Source organism: Agrobacterium sp. CGMCC 11546 (genome assembly GCF_013365515.1).
GTDB classification, from domain to species: Bacteria; Pseudomonadota; Alphaproteobacteria; order Rhizobiales; family Rhizobiaceae; genus Agrobacterium; species Agrobacterium fabrum.
On sequence record NZ_CP047388.1, the window covers coordinates 822,457 to 839,162 of the forward strand.

The following is a 16,706-nucleotide window of genomic DNA, read 5'->3' on the forward strand; positions in this document are numbered from 1 at the left end:
CGAAAAATCCGCCCAACTTTTTTTGCAACGTATCGATGACAACAGGCCGATACGGCGCAACCGCATGAGATTGCGGGAAAAATGCCGCACTCGTCGGCAAGCCGGAAACGAGACTGAAATTCGGCCGGACTGTTTCTCGTGACCGCTTGTCCCCGCTGCCCCGACGCGGCGCATAATCACGGCAGATTTCGACGTACGGGAGACAAAAATGGCTGAGACTTACGAACACCACGCGGCGGGCCTCGAATCCCCGGCACTCCACGCTTTCGATGTCCTTCCCGACGATGTGATCCCGCTGCCTTCCCCCACGCGTGCCGTCGGCAATGCCGGCCATCTTTGCCTCACCCTGCTTTCAGGGCCGACGGTGACCTTCCAGAACCTGCAGGAGGGCCACGCGCGTATTCGACGCGCACCACCGCCACGGGAATCGCCGGACTCAACTGAGCGCCGTCTGTCGCCAACCGCCGCCTAGCGGAAACACAACCTTATCGGGAAATTCGATGTTATATGACACTTTCGTGACAGGCGTTCAGGTTGATGTCAGCAAAGACGCGCATCGGCCACTAATCGGGCCGTGCGGCAGTGTGGACCGGGGTGCTTGCGCCCTCTGGTCGCTGCCATCGGCCAATCGGAAATCTGGTGGATCTGATAGTGGCTCTTTTGACCTCGAAAGCGACGGGAACAACAACATTTCGTCCGGAAATCGGCAGCGTGGCGCTCAGCCTGATGACGGCGGCTTATCTGCTGCTGTTTACGAACCGCACCTTCTGGTCGAAGGTCCATACCTATCTCTCCGCCTATCCGGTTGCCATCGCAGCCCTTTATTTTGCCATGGCCGCCTTTTTCGGCGCTCTCATCATCATTTTTTCCGCCAAATATCTCATCAAGCCGTTCTTGATCCTTCTGGTCTTTGCGGCGGCGGCGGCCTCCTGGTTCATGGATCGCTACGGCATCGTCATAGACAGCGACATGATCCGCAACGCCATGGAAACGACCCAGGCGGAAGCAGGCAATCTGATTACGCCTGGTTTTCTCTGGCATATGGCGATTTACGGGCTGGTGCCGTCCATCCTCATCGTTGCGGTGCGCATCCGGCATCGGCCGATCCTCGACAAGCTGCTGTGGAACACCATCAGCATCCTGGTCTGCCTCGCCATTGCGGGCATCATCAGCTTTGCGAATTCCAAGACCCTCACGACCGCCATTCGCCAGCACAAGGATATCGTCAAGAGCGTCAACCCGTTGTCGCCGATGATCTCCAGCATCCATTATTTCACGCAGGCGGGCCAGGAAGCGGAGATACAGGTGAGCCCGGTCGGCACGGATGCAAAGCTGATGCCCGCGCTCGGCGGCGTTCGCAAACCGCGCATCACCGTCATCGTTGCCGGCGAGACCGCGCGCGCCGCGAATTTTTCCCTCAACGGTTATGGGCGCGACACCAATCCGGAACTCGCCAAACGCGACGTGATCTATTTCCCCAACACCACCAGCTGCGGCACGGCGACGGCGATTTCCATTCCCTGCATGTTCTCGAAATTCACGCGCTCGCAATATAGCCACAGCAAGGCGCTCGCCAATGAAAACCTCATGGATGTCCTCGTCCATGCCGGCGTCGGCGCCACATGGCTGGACAACAATACCGGCAGCAAGAACGTCGCGGACCGCATCCCCTATTTCGACCTGCCCTCCACCAATGACAGCCGCTTCTGCACCGGCGGCGAATGCCGCGATGATATCTTCTTCGACAAGCTCGATGCCTGGCTGGACAACGTCAAGAAGGACAGCGTGATCGTGCTGCACCAGATGGGCAGCCACGGACCGACCTATTATCTGCGCTACACCGATGAATTCCGTAAATTCACCCCGGATTGCCGCACGGCCGAACTTGGCAATTGCAGCGACGCGGAGATCGTCAATTCCTACGATAATACGCTTCTTTACACCGACCATTTCCTCTCGACCGTGATCGACAAGCTCAAGACACGCTCCGACAAGCTGGCGACGGGCATGATCTATGCCTCCGACCACGGTGAATCGCTGGGTGAGAACGGCGTTTACCTGCATGGCGCGCCCTATCTGCTCGCGCCGGACCAGCAGACGCATGTGCCGTTTCTCGTCTGGTTCGACGACGATTTCGCGACGTCCATGGGGCTGGACAAAGCCTGCCTGGCAAAGAGCGCTGCGGAGGGCGGGCGCTCGCACGACAATTATTTCCACAGCATCCTCGGCATGATGAGCGTCTCGACTTCGGTCTACGATCCCTCGCTTGATGTCTTCAGTGGCTGCACCAGACGGCAGACCAGCTGAGCAGACAATGCTTGACGCTTATCCGGACAAAGAGATACGCAAGACGACGCGTTAGAGGGAGCTGTCTTGCGGGTTCTGCTTGTTGAAGACGATTATGTGCTTGGAGAGGCGCTGCGAGACCATGTCGCGGCGGCTGGCCATGCTGTAGACTGGTTCAAGACGCTGGGCGACGCCATGGCGGCGACGCTGACCATGGGTTATGGCCTGATCCTGCTCGACATGCGGCTGCCTGACGGCGAGGGCATCACCCTTCTGCAATCCCTGCGCAAGCGCGACGACGCGACACCGGTAATCATCCTGACGGCGCATGACCAGGTCTCCGACCGGATTGCCGGGCTGAATGCCGGGGCCGACGACTATGTGGTCAAGCCCTTCGATCTCAACGAGCTTTCGGCGCGCATGCTGGCGGTTTCGCGCCGTTACGAGGGCCGCTCTGCACCCGTCATCCGCCTGCCCGGCATCGAGATCAACCAGGTGGCGCGCAACATTACCGTCGATGGAACGGCGCAGACATTGAGCGCCCGCGAATGGGCGGTGCTGGAAAAGCTGGTCGAACATCCCGGCGCGGTCGTTTCGAAAGCGCAATTGCACGACACGCTCTATGAATTCGGCGCGGAAATAGAGAGCAACACGGTCGAGGTCTATATCAGCCGGCTGCGCAAGAAAATCGGCCATGACCGCGTCGAGACCGTGCGCGGCGTCGGCTACACCATCAAGTAGACGAACCGCAGGCAGGCACAGATGGCCAGACCGACCAGCATGACCCGCAAACTCGTGACGGCGTTGACGAGCGTTGTCGCCGTATCCTGGCTACTCGCCTGCGCTCTGGGCGTCATGGCGATGCAGGACGAATTTGCCGAGATTTTCGATGCCGGCCTTGAAGAAACTTCGGAAAGGCTGCTGCCGCTTCTTCTGGACGACCTGCGTGAAAACAATACCGCGCCGGCCGCACAAAAACTCAACCAGTCGGCGGAAGGGGCGGAATATCTGACCTACCAGGTTCGCGACCGCGAGGGCCAGGTCGTGCTGCACTCGCATGATAGTTCGACGGAGCCTTTCGAAGTCGGGCTTGATCCAGGGTTTTCCGAGACGTCGTCGCAACGCATCTTCACTGTCGCCTCGCCCGATGGCAATTATTTCCTGCAGGTGGCCGATGCCTTTGCCAATCGCCGCGAGGCAATCATAGAGGCGGGCAGCGCCTTGATGCTGCCTGTGCTCATTCTCATTCCCGCCAGCATTTTCGCCGTCATCGTCGTCGTGCGCAGAACCCTGCAACCCGTGCAGACATTGCGTGACGAAATCGGCAAAAAAGACGGCGGCAATCTCGCCCCGCTCGCGACACAGCCGTTCCCGGCCGAACTGCACCCCATTGCCCGTTCGGTCAACCTGCTGCTCGGGCGGCTGCGATCAACGATCGAGGCCGAGCGGGAATTCACCGCCAACAGCGCCCATGAATTGCGCACGCCGATTGCGGGCGCGCTGGCGCAAGCGCAGAGGCTGCGCGCCGATATTCCGCCGGAGCTCTCGCCCCGCGTCGAGAATATCGAAAAATCCCTGCAGCATCTCGCTCATCTCGCCGAAAAACTGCTTCAGATGTCGCGGGCGGAAGCGAAGATCGGGGTTACCGATAAAACAAGCGATCTGATCCCCGTGCTTGAACTCGTCATTGACGACATGAGCAGAACCGCGCTCGGCACATCCCGCATCCACTTCACCAATCGCTGCGAAGGAAACCTGCCTTGCCGGATCGGTGCGGATGCCTTCGGCATCATCATCCGCAATCTTCTTGAAAATGCTCTGATCCACAGCCCGGCGGAAAGCCCGGTGCAGGTCATCGCCGAAACGGATGGCACAATCCGCATCGTCAATGCCGGGCCCGTCATCGATCCGGCCTTGTTGCCCAAGCTGACCACACGTTTCACCCGAGGCCAGACAACGGCTGATGGCACCGGGCTTGGCCTTGCCATCGTCAAAAGCCTGGTGGAACAGGCAAGCGGTGAGCTGGTGCTTTCCTCTCCAGTCTCCGGCCGGCAGGATGGCTTCGAAGCCTGCGTGATCCTTCCGGTCGAAACGGCCTGAAAACAAAAGCCCCGCCGGGAGACGGGGCTTTCTTGGGGCCGGTATGGCTGAGGCTCAATCCTCGTGGATATGGCTATGATCGCGCGTATCGCGCATCTTCACATAGACCACCAGAGACAGCGCGATCATGATCGTCACATACCAGAAGAACCAGTTTTCGTGGCCGATCTGCTTGAACTTCAGGGCCACGAATTCCGCGGTTCCACCGAATATGGTGTTCGCCAGCGCATAGGGCAGAGCCACGCCGAGCGCGCGGATATGGGCGGGGAACATTTCCGCTTTCACCACCGCATTGATGGAGGTGTAACCCGTGACGATCAAGAGCCCGACCAGCACCAGAACGAACGCCATGATCGGATCCGTCGTCGTCGCCAGCGTGCTGAAGATGAGATAGGTGAACAGCGTTCCGAGAATGCCGAAGCCCACCATCAGCGGTTTGCGGCCCACCCTGTCCGACAGCGCGCCGGCAAGCGGCTGGCACAGCATGAAGACGAACAGCGCAGCCGTGGTGATTTCCGTGGCACTTTCCTTGCTGAAGCCCGAGGTGTTGACGAGGAATTTCTGCAGATAGGTCGTATAGGCGTAAAAGGCGAGCGTGCCGCCTGAGGTCAGCGCCATGACCATCATCGCTTCTCGCGGATAATGTTTGAACAGCGCCCAGCCGCTGGATTTCGGCTTGTCCGCCTCGCCGGCCTTGGCGTTTTCGAAGGATTGCGTTTCGGCAAGGCCGCGACGGATATAAAATACCGCAATTGCCAGCATGCCGCCGATGAAGAAGGGAATGCGCCAGCCCCAGGAGCCGAGCTGTTCCGGCGTCAGAACCCGCTGCAGCACCAGAAGCACTGCCAGCGCCAGAAGCTGGCCGGAAATCAGCGTCACATACTGGAAACTGGAGAAGAAGCCACGGCGGCTCTTGCCGGCCATTTCGCTGAGATAGGTGGCGCTGGCACCGTATTCACCGCCGACGCTGATGCCCTGCAGGAGGCGAGCGAAAACCAGGATCGCAGGTGCTGCAATGCCGATCGTTTCATGGCCGGGCGTGACTGCGATCAGAAGCGAACCGAGACACATCAGGGTAACGGAGAGTGTGAGGCCCGCCTTGCGGCCCTTGCGGTCGGCATAGGTGCCCATGAACCAGGCCCCGATGGGCCGCATCAGAAATCCGACGGCGAAGACGGCGGCCGCACTCAGCAATTCGGCGGTCTGGTTGCCGGAGGGAAAGAAGACCGGCGCAAAATAAAGGGTGAAGGCCGAATAGACATACCAGTCGTACCATTCGACGAGGTTGCCCGCCGAGCCGCCGATAATCGATTTCAAACGGGTTTTCTGATCCGGCGCCGTGGCGGGACCATTTGCCATAATATTCACAGGTAAACTCCAATTCATCTTCGTCTGGAGATGGAAGGGCGAACGGAAGGTGTGATGATTTGTCGCTCCTGGACGGGGATATATACCCGCCATGCTGCGATGCGCAAGTTTATGCGGCATTGCAGCAAGAGGGCAGGAAAGGCGATGTTGGCGCATGTCTTTCTGATCCCCGGTCCTCCACACGGGATCCGCACAACAAGACGAAGACCATGATAGCGGGAAAAATCAAGCCACGCCATTCCGATCCGTCTTGTAAGCCGCGCACGCTCAAACTAAAAAATATCAATGATTTACGACATATCGGACATCCAGATCGAAAAGCTCCTCATTGCCGCCGCCCGTGCGGGCGAAGCGCTTGCGCGACTGGATGAGCGGATCAGCCGCTCGCCGATGAAACAGGGCTTCATCGAAAGACAGGATTTCACCGATGCCATTTCCTCGACGTGGGTGGATGGTGAACTCGTTCATATGGAAGATCTGGTCTTGCATGATGCCCATATGGATGTGCGGGCACCCAGCCATGAAATGACGGCGGCACACCGGATTCTGCGATCGAGACGGCTGATCTTTTCCAATGCGGCCGGCTGGGCCTTCACCGCGCCCGGCCTCGCGAGGTTAAGGGGCAAGATCGCACCTGCCGGTGCGGAGACCGTCGCACCACCACGGGAAACCTTGGATCGATCACCTGAGGAGGATGACGACGCCGTGAAAGACACAGCGCTGGATGGCGCCTTTTCCGAGCTGGATGCGCTGTTGGCGCGAAGCTCCGCGACCCTTGACGCAATCACCACCGGCAACGCGCTTCCGACGATACGCAGGGAGGAAAGCAATGACATCATCAACGAACCTGATTGGGACGAGGATGAACGGCTGAAAGAATGGTGGGATGTGCATGCGCGCACGCAGGAATTGCCGGCAATCCTCCGCACCGCCGTCCTGCTCGATGCCTGGAACATCATTGAGGTGCTGCAGCGCAGCCCCTGGCTCGGGCGGCTTCTGGCCGCCGCCTTCCTGCGTGAAGGCACAGTCACGCCAGATCATCTGCCGGCACTGAGCATCGGTCTTCGCGCCGTGCCGCGCGAACGCCGGCACGCAAGAAACCAGACACAGCGCCTTTCTGCCCTGCTCGACTGTTTTTACGAGGCGGCACAGGCCAGCCTGAAGGAACATGACCGGCTGAGCCACGCAAGGGAGCGCATGATGCGTAAACTGACTGGCCGGCGCTCCTCCTCGCGGCTGCCCGAACTGGTGGAGCTTGTCGTCTCGCGGCCGGTCGTGTCGGCGGCGATGATCGTCAAGGAACTCGGCACCACACCGCAGGGGGCAATCGGCCTCGCCAAGCAGCTGGAATTGCGGGAAGTTACAGGGCGCGGTCGTTTTCGCGCCTGGGGCATGCTTTAACCGTCACCGCACTCTGCAAAGGCCCGGAAAACGGCAGTATCTTAGGCCTCTTTTTCTTGAAAACCGCCGCAGCAATGCGGCGATCACGAATCTTAACAAAATTTAACTATTGCGTAGGTGGGCGAAGCGTCTATGTTCCCCGCTGCGTTGCAGCACGATTTCTTCTCCGGCAACGCGGTCGCATTCGGCCCGGCAACTTTTCTGTGCCGCCCGCATTTAAGTGTCCACCATGAGGGAGATGCAATAATGACAATTTCAATTACACAACCTGATTCCGATCACGAAACCGATGCTCCTTTTGCAAAAAAAGTCCTGATGGCGCGCACGCTTGCCGGCTATACGGTCGAACAGCTTGCCGTCACCTGCGGCCTGACCACCAGCGAAATCCGTGCGCTGGAAGACGGCACGGACAGCGATCCGCGGCGCATCCGCCGCGTTGCCGCAGCCCTGCATATTCCTGTCGAAACCGTTATCTGATCGTCCACCGCGAACGGTCACTGAAACTCTGAAGCGCCGCCGGGGACGATGTTCACGGGAACATCGGGGCGGCGCGCTTGGCCTTGGGCCACAAATCTCTTCCGGAACATTTTCCGCAGCGCTCTCTTAACATTTTCGTTATCCGGCACCACATGGGGTTCACGAGCGACCATGGTCGGCATGACTGCGCCCGTTCGAGAGCGGCAACAACCTCCGGAATCCTGCCATGACACTAAGCCTTGACACCGAAGAACGGGTTTCTTCCGCAGTGGATGAATTGTGGCCTGTGGAGAGGACCGAAATCCTTGACTGGCTCGTCACTGGCACCAAGGACGAACGCTTTATCGACGAGATATTCGTGGAGCTTTGCGACAGGCTGCGGGCGAGCGGAGTTTCCGTCGCAAGGGGCGTGCTTGCTTTCCGCATTCGCCATCCGCAATGGCTCGGCGCGCGCATTCTGTGGAAAGCCGGCCTGCCCACCGCCGATATCGCCACCTATGGCTATGGATCTGAAAATACGCCCGAATATCTCAATAGCCCCATCAGCGACATTCACCAGGGCGCCACCGAAGTCCGCCATCGGCTGACCGGCGAGGAAATCGACGAGCCGGGCTATTCCATCTATGAAGAGTTGCGGGCCGAAGGGCTGACGGATTATTGCGCCTGGCCGATCGAACACACCTTCGGCAAGCGCCATGTCGCCACCTTTTCCAGCGACCGGCCGGGCGGCTTTACGGAAGCGGAAGTCCTCGCCCTGAAAAACCTTTTGCCCGCCCTGGCGCTGGTGAGTGAGATTCGCCTGAAAAACCGCATGACGCGCACCCTTCTCGAGACCTATGTGGGTCCGCATGCGGGTGAAAAAATCCTCAATGGCGCAACGACGCGCGGCAGCGGCATCACGGTGGGCGCGGCGATCCTGATCTGCGACCTGCGCAATTTCACCCATATTTCCGACCTCTGGCCGCGCGACGATGTCATCGAGCTTCTGAATGGCTATTTCGACGCCATGTGCGATCCCATCGAGGAAGCCGGTGGTGAAATCCTGAAATTCATGGGCGATGGGTTGCTGGCGATTTTCCCGCTCAGCGATCCCAAGGCCTGCGAAAACCTGCTGAAGGCCATCGCCAGCGCGCAGAAGGGTCTCGTTGCGCTCAATGAAATCAACTGCCGGAAGGGCCATGATCCCCTGGGTTACGGTATCGGCGTGCATGTCGGTGATGTCATGTATGGCAATATCGGCTCGAAAACCCGCCTCGATTTCACCGTCATCGGCCCCGCCGTGAATATCGCCTCACGGCTGGAAACGCTGACCAAGGAGACCGGACGCAACGTGCTTTTCTCCGAAGAATTCGTCCGCATGGCCGGGAACCGCGACGCGCTCGAAAATCTCGGCCCCTGGCTTCTGCGCGGCCTCGAAACCCCCGTTGAAGTCTATGCGCTTCCGCCAGAGACAGACACGATCGCCCCTTAAACCGGTCGCCAGACCCCTTCGTCCCGCAATCCCCCGCAGGGCCTGTTGGCAAGGCGGGGGATTTCGCGTTCTCGACCTGCTTCCCGCCCCTCGCCCCCTGTCAAAACGCTTGACACATCTGCGATGTCGATCTAGCAAAATAGAACATATATTCCATATCGAAACATTGCTTGCATTCATATTCTGTCTCTCCAGGAGTGAGGGACGGGTGTGAGAAACCGGAGGAAAGATGGTTACGAAATTGGCACTGCTCGGCGCTGGACGGATCGGCAAGGTCCACGCCAAGGCGATCACCACCGACAGCCGTGCGAAGCTGGTGGCCGTTGTCGACGCCATGGCCGGTGCTGCGGAAGCCATCGCCCGCGAGGCGCAGTGCAAGGTGAGCACGATCGACGAGGTGCTGGCCGACAAGACGATCGATGCCGTCATCATCTGCACGCCGACCAACACCCATGCCGACCTGATCGAGCGTTTCGCCCGCGCCGGCAAGGCGATTTTCTGCGAAAAGCCCGTCGATCTCGATGTCGCCCGCGCGGAAGCCTGCGCCAAGGTGGTGGAAGAGACCGGCGCAAAGGTGATGCTCGGTTTCAATCGCCGTTTCGATCCGCATTTCCAGGCCGTTCACAAGGCAATCGAAGACGGCCGCATCGGCAAGGTGGAGATGGTCACCATCACCAGCCGCGATCCCGGCCCGCCGCCGGCCGAATATATCAAGGTTTCCGGCGGTATTTTCCGCGACATGACCATTCATGATTTCGACATGGCCCGTTTCCTGCTCGGCGAGGAAGTGGAAAGCGTGTTCGCGACCGGTTCGGTTCTCGTCAATCCGGAGATCGGCGCGCTTGACGATTTCGACAGCGCCAGCATCATCCTGACGACGAAAAGTGGCAGGCAGGCCATCATCTCCAATTCGCGCCGCGCGACCTATGGTTACGACCAACGCATCGAGGTGCATGGTTCGGAAGGCTCGGCAGCTGCCGAGAACCAGCGTCCGGTTTCCATCGAGATCGCCAATGCGGACGGTTATACCCGCCCGCCGCTGCATGATTTCTTCATGACGCGTTACACGACGGCCTATGCGGCGGAAATCACAGCCTTCATCGACAGCATCGAAAACAATGTCTCACCTTCACCTTCCATCAAGGACGGCCTGATCGCGCTGAAACTTGCCGATGCGGCGCTAAAATCCGCAACCTCGAAGACGGTAGTGACGATCGGCTGAGAGGCTGTAAGCATGGTACCGAATCGGCGGCGAAGGCTGCCGTTCTCTCATCCTCGGCCCTGTGCCGAGGATCTGATCACATTGAATAAAATCAATTACTTGCAGATCCTCGGGACAAGCCCGAGGATGACGTAGGCGTGATTGCCACGATTTTTCATTGCCATTATTGGCCCAAGAATTCCGTAGCACAGCCCGAGCCGGCAATTCGCCCTTCTAAAAAGCCGGCGTCCGGACTTGCATGGCAGCTATTCAGAAAATAAGGTTGTCTGACAAGGTTCGGCCGTAACATATGGTCGACACCCACCTCATTCACCCCGAATACTCTTTTGCCGGCGGCAGTCGGATAGCGGTTTTCTTATGCCATCAGCCAAGACCGGTTTTCTTTATGCGCTTGTCGCCTTCACAATCTTTGCGGCGCAGGATGGCATATCGAAACATCTGGGCAGCGCCTATCCGCCCGTCTTCGTCGCCATGCTGCGATACTGGGCTTTCGCCGTCTTCGTTTTGTTGATGGCTGCAAGGTCGGCGGGTGGCATCCGGGGCGCCGTCATGGCAAACCGTCCCTGGCTACAGATCAGCCGTGGCGTGCTGCTTGCCGTGCAGATCGTTTTTTCCATCTTCTCCTTCGCCGTCGTCGGGCTGGCGCATAGCCATTCCATCCTCGCCTCCGCACCGTTGATCGTTGCGGCACTGTCCATGCCTTTGCTGGGAGAACATGTGGGCTGGCGGCGCTGGTGCGCCATTTTCGTCGGCTTCATCGGCGTTCTCGTCATCCTCAAGCCGGATGGCGACGGTTTTGACAACAAGCTAATCATCACCTTCGTGGCCGCCTTCATGCTTGCGCTCTACAGCGTCCTCACCCGGCTCGGCAGCAAGAGCGATTCAGCCATGACCAGCTTCTTCTACACCGGCGTGGCCGGCGCAGCGGCGCTGACACTGGTCGGCCCATTTTATTGGGTCAACCTCGCCCCTCAGGATTGGGGATGGATGCTGGCGCTGTGCATTACTGGCATGAGCGGCCATTATTGTCTGATCAAGGCGTTCGAACTGGCGGACGCAGCCTCCGTGCAACCCTTTTCCTATTACCAGCTGGTGCTGGTCTCCATTATCGGCGTCACCGTCTATGGCGAGGTGGTGACGTCCAATATGGTCACTGGTGCAGCCATCGTTATTGCCGCCGGCCTCTTCACCATCTGGCGGGAACATGTGGTTGCGCGAAGAAACCGCCGGGAAGCGAATTAGGCCTGCTGGCGATCACCGGTTTGAACAAGAGCTGCCTCACAGCGCAGCAACATGCCGAACAGATCGCGCGGCTCGTCCGGATCGGCCAGCAGGTCAAGCTCGGTATAAAGCCCGGTGGCAGCAAGTTTCGAGCGCACGTAACGCAGCGCCGAAAAATCTTCCGTCGCAAAACCAACGCTGTCGAACAGCGTGATCTGCCTGTCGCCTGCCCGCCCTTGCTTTTCACCTGATATGACCTGCCAGAGCTCGGTGACCGGATAATCCGCCGGCAATTGCTGGATTTCGCCTTCAATGCGCGTCTGCGGCGGATATTCGACGAAGATATCCGATCGCAGCAGAATGTCCCGGTGCAGTTCCGTCTTGCCGGGGCAGTCGCCGCCGACGGCGTTAATGTGGATGCCGGGCCCGACCATGTTATCGGTCAGGATCGTCGCATATTGCTTGTCGGCCGTGACCGTGGTGATGATGTCAGCCCCTTCGACCGCCTCTTCGGCAGAGCCGCAAATCTCGATGGCAAAACCCTGCCCGGCCAGATTGCGGGCGCATTTTTCACTGGCGGAAGGGTCGATATCGAAAAGCCGCAGCGTATCGATGCCGAGAATGGCCTTGAAGGCGCGCGCCTGGAACTCGCTCTGCGCTCCATTGCCGATGATGGCCATGGAGCGCGCATTCGGGCGGGCTAGATATTTCGCCGCAACGGCGGAGGTGGCGGCGGTGCGCAGCGCCGTCAGGATCGTCATTTCGGTCAGAAGCAGCGGATAACCGTTGCCGACATCGGAAAGCACGCCGAAGGCCGTCACGGTCTGGCGGCCCTCCTTCATGTTCTTCGGGTGGCCGTTGACATATTTGAAGCCGTAAAGCGTGCCGTCGCTGGTGGGCATCAGCTCGATGACCCCCTCCTTCGAATGCGAGGCGATGCGCGGCGTCTTGTCGAAGCTTTGCCACCGGCGGAAATCCTCTTCCACCACTTCGGCAAGTTCGCGCAGGAACGTATCGATCCCCACTTTGAGCACCAGCTTCATCATGTGATCGACGCTGACAAAGGGCACGATATTGAGATTTGGTATCACGGTCATCGCATCACCCCTTTCAGCCGGCACGCGTCGGGCGGTCCATAACGCGTTTGCCCATCAGGCTGGTGGCAAGATCCACCATCAGGGTCGCCGTCCTGCCACGCTCATCGAGAAACGGGTTGAGTTCCACCAGGTCGAGACTGCAGACCAGCCCGCTATCATGCAGCATTTCCATGACCAGATGCGCCTCGCGGAAGGTCGCGCCACCCGGAACCGTGGTGCCGACAGCGGGCGCGATGGACGGTTCGAGAAAATCCACATCGAGACTGACATGCAGAAGCCCGTTTGCCGCCTGAACCCGCGCCAGGAATTCGCGCAGTATAACGGCAACCCCATGTTCGTCTATCGAACGCATGTCATGAACGGTGATGCCGCTCTTTTCCAGCGCAGCCCTCTCGGCGGGATCGACGCTGCGAATGCCGATCATGCCGATATTCTCTTCCGCAACGGCATGGGAAAGCGGCGGAAAATAGCCGGAAAAACCGTCACGCCCGCTGAAATAAGCGACCGGTGTGCCGTGCAGATTGCCACTGCGGGTGGTCTCCAGCGTGTGATAATCGGTATGGGCATCCAGCCAGAGCACAAAAAACGGCCGGCCCGTTTCCGCCACCCGGCGTGCCATGCCGGCCACGGTTCCGGCCGAAATCGCATGGTCGCCGCCGAGGAAGATCGGCACGGCATCCGCGCTTTCGCGATAGGCAGCCTCCGTCAGCGCCTCGGTCCAGGCCACGGTTTCGGCGAGATGATGCACGGCCGGGTTGGGGTGGCAGAATTCCCTGAGCGGCGCCGGCATCACATTGCCGGTATCGACCACCCTATGCCCCAGTTCTTCAAGAGCATGGGCAAGCCCCGCAACACGATAGGCGCTCGGCCCCATCTCGCAGCCCAATTGCCCGGCCCCGATCTGCAACGGCGCACCAACAAGCCTGATATCCATTCCCGTCCTCGCTTTCCCAACCGATCGTTGCACTAGACCATGGAGACATGGCAGAATGAACATTAAATATTGGCAATATTATCGAAATGATCTACCATTCTGGTAAAATTCTTTTATCGAAATGGCATAATGGACACTCTCGACGAACGCCTCATCACGCTTTTGCGGCATAATGGCCGGCGCAGCATTTCCGATCTGGCGGTGGAGACGGAAACCTCGCGCGCGACGGTTCGCGCGCGCATCGAAAAAATGGAAAATGACGGTTCCATCATCGGTTATACCGTCATCCTGCGTGCGGATGCCGTGGAGGCCGCGATCCGCGGCATCATGATGATCGAGATTGAAGGCCATGTGACGGACCGCGTCATCCGCACCCTCGGCGGCTTTCCCGAGATCTCCGAAATCCATACCACCAACGGCCGCTGGGACCTGATCGTGGAACTGAATGCCGCCACCCTCAGCGATTTCGACGCCGTGCTGCGCCGTATCCGCCTCGTGCCCGGCATTACCGGCAGCGAGACCAGCCTTTTGCTCTCCACCCCCCGCTCCACCCGCGCAAGACTCTGACCCGGAGACAAAACGCAAAAGCGGGATAAAACGCATTTTTCGATTTTTTCGACTTGCGCGCCGCAATAAATCATCTATATGACGACCCACCAAAGCGAACGCGGCAGCGCGCTTCAGGCTTTTGGGGAATAGTTCAATGGTAGAACGACGGACTCTGACTCCGTTAATCTTGGTTCGAGTCCAGGTTCCCCAGCCAATCCTCCCTAAATTCCCTTAAATCCTCGATTTTCCCCTCGTGCCTGATATCATTTTGGCACTAATCGCCCGCGCCTGATACCGCAGCGACAAGCGCCCTGATGGCCGATGCGTGAGACGGTGTCCGCGCACGGGACAGAAGAACGATGTCCGAGGGTGGCAACGGTGGCAGGCCGAGTTCGGCGCCGCGGTCAGGCAGGCCTCGGGCGCTGATGTCGCCGAGGGCGGCGATGCCTGCACCGGCATGAACCCCTTCGAGAAGCGCCGAGCAGCTTCCGGCAGTGAATGCGTCCCGCCAGACCACGCCGGCCTTTCCAAGCTCGGATATTGCAATATCCCGGACTCCACATCCAGGCCCAAGAGACACTAGCGGAACGGCGCTGTTGGCGCGCGGTCGCCAGTCCGGAGCCACACGCCATCCCAGCCTGTCGGTGCGCAGCACTTCGCCGTCGGACCCGCCGCCATTGCGACGGATGATGGCGGCATCGGCCAGGCCGGACGCGAAGCTTTCCTTCACCTGGCGGGAAAATCCCAGGGTTACGTCGATAACGGCATTGGCCGGCAGCGATGCGCGCATCGCTCTTATCGCTGCCGAAAGGCGGCTCCCGATCGCGTGATCACTGGCCGCCAGCGCGAAATGCAGCGGCGGCTCGTCACTGAAGTTCAGCGCGTCCTCATGTTTGGCCAGCAGCTCGCGCGCCTTGGGCAGAAACACCTGCCCGTCCTCTGTCAGCCGAAGGTGGCGTGGCGAGCGGTCTATCAACCGTCTGCCGAGGCGCTGCTCCAGCATCTTAAGCTTCTGGCTGACGACGGGCTGCACGGTCCCCGCAGCCTCGGCCGCCCTCGTCAGGCTGCCCAGTTCGACGGAGAGAATGAAGAGGCGCACGCTTTCAAGGTCAATCATATGAAATCGCTATGAATGGAATAATAATCATTATCTTCTCATTATGATGAAATATGCGCAAGGTGGTTTTCGGCAACAAGGAGATAACACCATGCCCATGATCAAAGCCCGCTACACCAGACCCCAGAATGTAGCCGATCCTAAACTGGATGTCGCAGCGTTCCTGTCCCGGCTGACCGCCGAAATCCTGCACAAGGACCCGGCCGTTACCGCCGTTCTCGTCGAAAGTGCCGATCCCGCTGACTGGATCATTGCCGGATCGAGCGTCGCCGAACAGAAGGTCGCAACATTTTATGTCGAGGTCTCGATTACCGATCACACCAACATAAAGGACGAGACGACCGAATGGGTGCGCCGCGTTTATGAAGAGATGAACAGGCTGCTTGGCCCGGTGCACGAAGCAAGCTATGTGCTGGTCCACGCCGTGGATGGCGACGCCTATGGTTATGGCGGGCAAACGCAGAACCAGCGATGGGCGCGCAAGCACGCATGATAAGGCGAAGCGATGAGGCAGACCCGCGGAGCAGTGGAACGAGATGGTAATCTATGAACTGGCCGCCGTGGGCGCCGCAACCTGCTGGGCGATGACGGGGCTTATTTCCGCCCGCCCGGCGGGGCATCTTGGCGCGCTCGCCTTTAACAGGACAAGGCAGCTTTTTGTCGCCTCGGTGCTGGGTCTTTACGTCCTCGCATCGGGAACCTGGCGGGATTTGCAGCCGGACGCGTTGTGGGCGCTGCTGCTGTCCGGCTTCATCGGCATCTTCGTTGGCGATACGCTGCTTTTCACCTGCCTGAACCGGCTGGGGCCGCGGCGCTCGGGAATCCTGTTTGCGCTCAATGCTCCGATCGCCGCCGTGCTTGGCTGGGCCATCCTTGGCGAGCAGCTTTCCGCCACAGCCGTCGCCGGTATTGGGCTTACCCTTGCGGGCGTTCTGCTCGCCATCCTCTTCGGCAAACGTAAGTCGCAGCTGCACGCATGGGAAAGCGTGAAGGGACCGCTCTGGCTAGGCGTGCTCTTCGGCCTTCTTGCAGCGCTCAGCCAGGCGGTCGGTTCCCTCATCGCAAGGCCGGTCATGGCCTCGGGGGTCGATCCCATTGCCGCCTCCATGCTGCGGGTCGGCGTCGCCGCCATCTGCCTTACCGCCTTGACGATGCTCCCCATCAAAGCCGTCAAACCCAATGGGTCGTTAACCGTCAGCATTTTTCTGCGGACGGTGCTGACCGGCAGCATCGGGCTTGGTTTCGGCATGACGCTGCTGCTTTTTGCGCTGTCCGGCGGCAAGGTCGGCATTGTCTCGACGCTCTCCGCAACAACACCCGTCATCATCCTGCCATTGCTCTGGCTGCGAACGGGCGAGCGGCCGGCATCCGGCGCATGGGTGGGAGCCGCGCTCGTCGTTATCGGCATGGCGCTGGTGTTCTGGCGCTGAAATGTGCCGCGTCACCTCATTGCAGCGGCCACA

General features: G+C 59.6%; 16 protein-coding genes and 1 tRNA gene. 13 read left to right on the forward strand and 4 right to left on the reverse strand.

Annotated features, from left to right (window positions below; all coding sequences use genetic code 11):
- Positions 1 to 208: 208 nt before the first annotated feature.
- The 4 genes from GSF67_RS18565 to GSF67_RS18580 all read left to right on the forward strand — a co-directional run bounded on the left by GSF67_RS18565 (position 209) and on the right by GSF67_RS18580 (position 4,386).
- Entirely contained in the window at positions 209 to 472 is a 264-nt protein-coding gene (locus tag GSF67_RS18565) for a hypothetical protein (RefSeq protein ID WP_006313723.1), read from the forward strand.
- A gap of 167 nt (positions 473 to 639) precedes the next feature.
- On the forward strand, positions 640 to 2,307 hold the full coding sequence (locus GSF67_RS18570) for a phosphoethanolamine transferase (protein ID WP_006313722.1): 1,668 nt from the start codon (positions 640 to 642) through the stop codon (positions 2,305 to 2,307).
- Between the two features lie 66 nt (positions 2,308 to 2,373).
- On the forward strand, positions 2,374 to 3,027 hold the full coding sequence (locus tag GSF67_RS18575) for a response regulator transcription factor (protein ID WP_006313721.1): 654 nt from the start codon (positions 2,374 to 2,376) through the stop codon (positions 3,025 to 3,027).
- 21 nt (positions 3,028 to 3,048) lie between these two features.
- A complete protein-coding gene (locus tag GSF67_RS18580; protein WP_006313720.1) occupies positions 3,049 to 4,386 on the forward strand; it encodes a HAMP domain-containing sensor histidine kinase in 1,338 nt (445 codons plus the stop codon).
- A gap of 54 nt (positions 4,387 to 4,440) precedes the next feature.
- On the opposite strand, the gene GSF67_RS18585 is transcribed toward GSF67_RS18580, so the two are convergent.
- Positions 4,441 to 5,745: an MFS transporter gene (locus tag GSF67_RS18585; protein WP_035215748.1), complete on the reverse strand. Its 1,305-nt coding sequence runs from the start codon at positions 5,743 to 5,745 to the stop codon at positions 4,441 to 4,443.
- 294 nt (positions 5,746 to 6,039) lie between these two features.
- On the opposite strand from GSF67_RS18585, the gene GSF67_RS18590 reads away from it, so the two are divergent.
- The 5 genes from GSF67_RS18590 (at position 6,040) to GSF67_RS18610 (ending at position 11,567) form a co-directional block, all read left to right on the forward strand.
- Positions 6,040 to 7,155, forward strand: coding sequence for an RHE_PE00001 family protein (locus GSF67_RS18590; RefSeq protein ID WP_006313718.1), 1,116 nt, complete (start codon positions 6,040 to 6,042; stop codon positions 7,153 to 7,155).
- 246 nt (positions 7,156 to 7,401) lie between these two features.
- Positions 7,402 to 7,632: a helix-turn-helix domain-containing protein gene (locus GSF67_RS18595; protein ID WP_006313716.1), complete on the forward strand. Its 231-nt coding sequence runs from the start codon at positions 7,402 to 7,404 to the stop codon at positions 7,630 to 7,632.
- Positions 7,633 to 7,858: 226 nt separating this feature from the next.
- Entirely contained in the window at positions 7,859 to 9,103 is a 1,245-nt protein-coding gene (locus GSF67_RS18600) for an adenylate/guanylate cyclase domain-containing protein (protein WP_006313715.1), read from the forward strand.
- A 229-nt stretch (positions 9,104 to 9,332) separates the two neighbouring features.
- Positions 9,333 to 10,325, forward strand: a complete 993-nt coding sequence (gene iolG / locus GSF67_RS18605) for an inositol 2-dehydrogenase (RefSeq protein ID WP_006313714.1) — start codon at positions 9,333 to 9,335, stop codon at positions 10,323 to 10,325.
- Positions 10,326 to 10,682: 357 nt separating this feature from the next.
- Positions 10,683 to 11,567 carry a DMT family transporter gene (locus tag GSF67_RS18610; RefSeq protein ID WP_006313712.1) on the forward strand — a complete coding sequence of 295 codons (885 nt, stop codon included), beginning with the start codon at positions 10,683 to 10,685 and terminating at the stop codon, positions 11,565 to 11,567.
- Here the strand turns inward: GSF67_RS18610 and GSF67_RS18615 are convergent.
- Together GSF67_RS18615 and rocF are read right to left on the reverse strand one after the other, a co-directional pair.
- A complete protein-coding gene (locus GSF67_RS18615; RefSeq protein ID WP_006313711.1) occupies positions 11,564 to 12,643 on the reverse strand; it encodes an ornithine cyclodeaminase in 1,080 nt (359 codons plus the stop codon). The two genes, GSF67_RS18610 and GSF67_RS18615, sit on opposite strands and share 4 nt — an antisense overlap.
- Before the next feature lie 13 nt (positions 12,644 to 12,656).
- Complete coding sequence (gene rocF, locus GSF67_RS18620) at positions 12,657 to 13,577, reverse strand: arginase (RefSeq protein ID WP_006313710.1); 921 nt, start codon at positions 13,575 to 13,577, stop codon at positions 12,657 to 12,659.
- 129 nt (positions 13,578 to 13,706) lie between these two features.
- Here rocF and GSF67_RS18625 point away from each other — a divergent pair, with 129 nt between their 5' ends.
- Both GSF67_RS18625 and GSF67_RS18630 read left to right on the forward strand, forming a co-directional pair.
- Positions 13,707 to 14,144 carry an Lrp/AsnC family transcriptional regulator gene (locus GSF67_RS18625; RefSeq protein WP_006313709.1) on the forward strand — a complete coding sequence of 146 codons (438 nt, stop codon included), beginning with the start codon at positions 13,707 to 13,709 and terminating at the stop codon, positions 14,142 to 14,144.
- 122 nt (positions 14,145 to 14,266) lie between these two features.
- Positions 14,267 to 14,340 (forward strand) — tRNA-Gln (locus GSF67_RS18630).
- Between the two features lie 60 nt (positions 14,341 to 14,400).
- Here the strand turns inward: GSF67_RS18630 and GSF67_RS18635 are convergent.
- Positions 14,401 to 15,243, reverse strand: a complete 843-nt coding sequence (locus GSF67_RS18635; protein WP_006313708.1) for a LysR family transcriptional regulator — start codon at positions 15,241 to 15,243, stop codon at positions 14,401 to 14,403.
- Between the two features lie 91 nt (positions 15,244 to 15,334).
- Between GSF67_RS18635 and GSF67_RS18640 the strand changes: the two genes are divergently transcribed.
- Together GSF67_RS18640 and GSF67_RS18645 are read left to right on the forward strand one after the other, a co-directional pair.
- The gene (locus tag GSF67_RS18640; protein WP_006313707.1) at positions 15,335 to 15,736 is read left to right on the forward strand and encodes a 4-oxalocrotonate tautomerase family protein; all 402 of its coding nucleotides are present in this window, start codon (positions 15,335 to 15,337) and stop codon (positions 15,734 to 15,736) included.
- A gap of 43 nt (positions 15,737 to 15,779) precedes the next feature.
- Complete coding sequence (locus GSF67_RS18645) at positions 15,780 to 16,673, forward strand: DMT family transporter (protein ID WP_006313706.1); 894 nt, start codon at positions 15,780 to 15,782, stop codon at positions 16,671 to 16,673.
- Positions 16,674 to 16,706 lie beyond the last annotated feature (33 nt).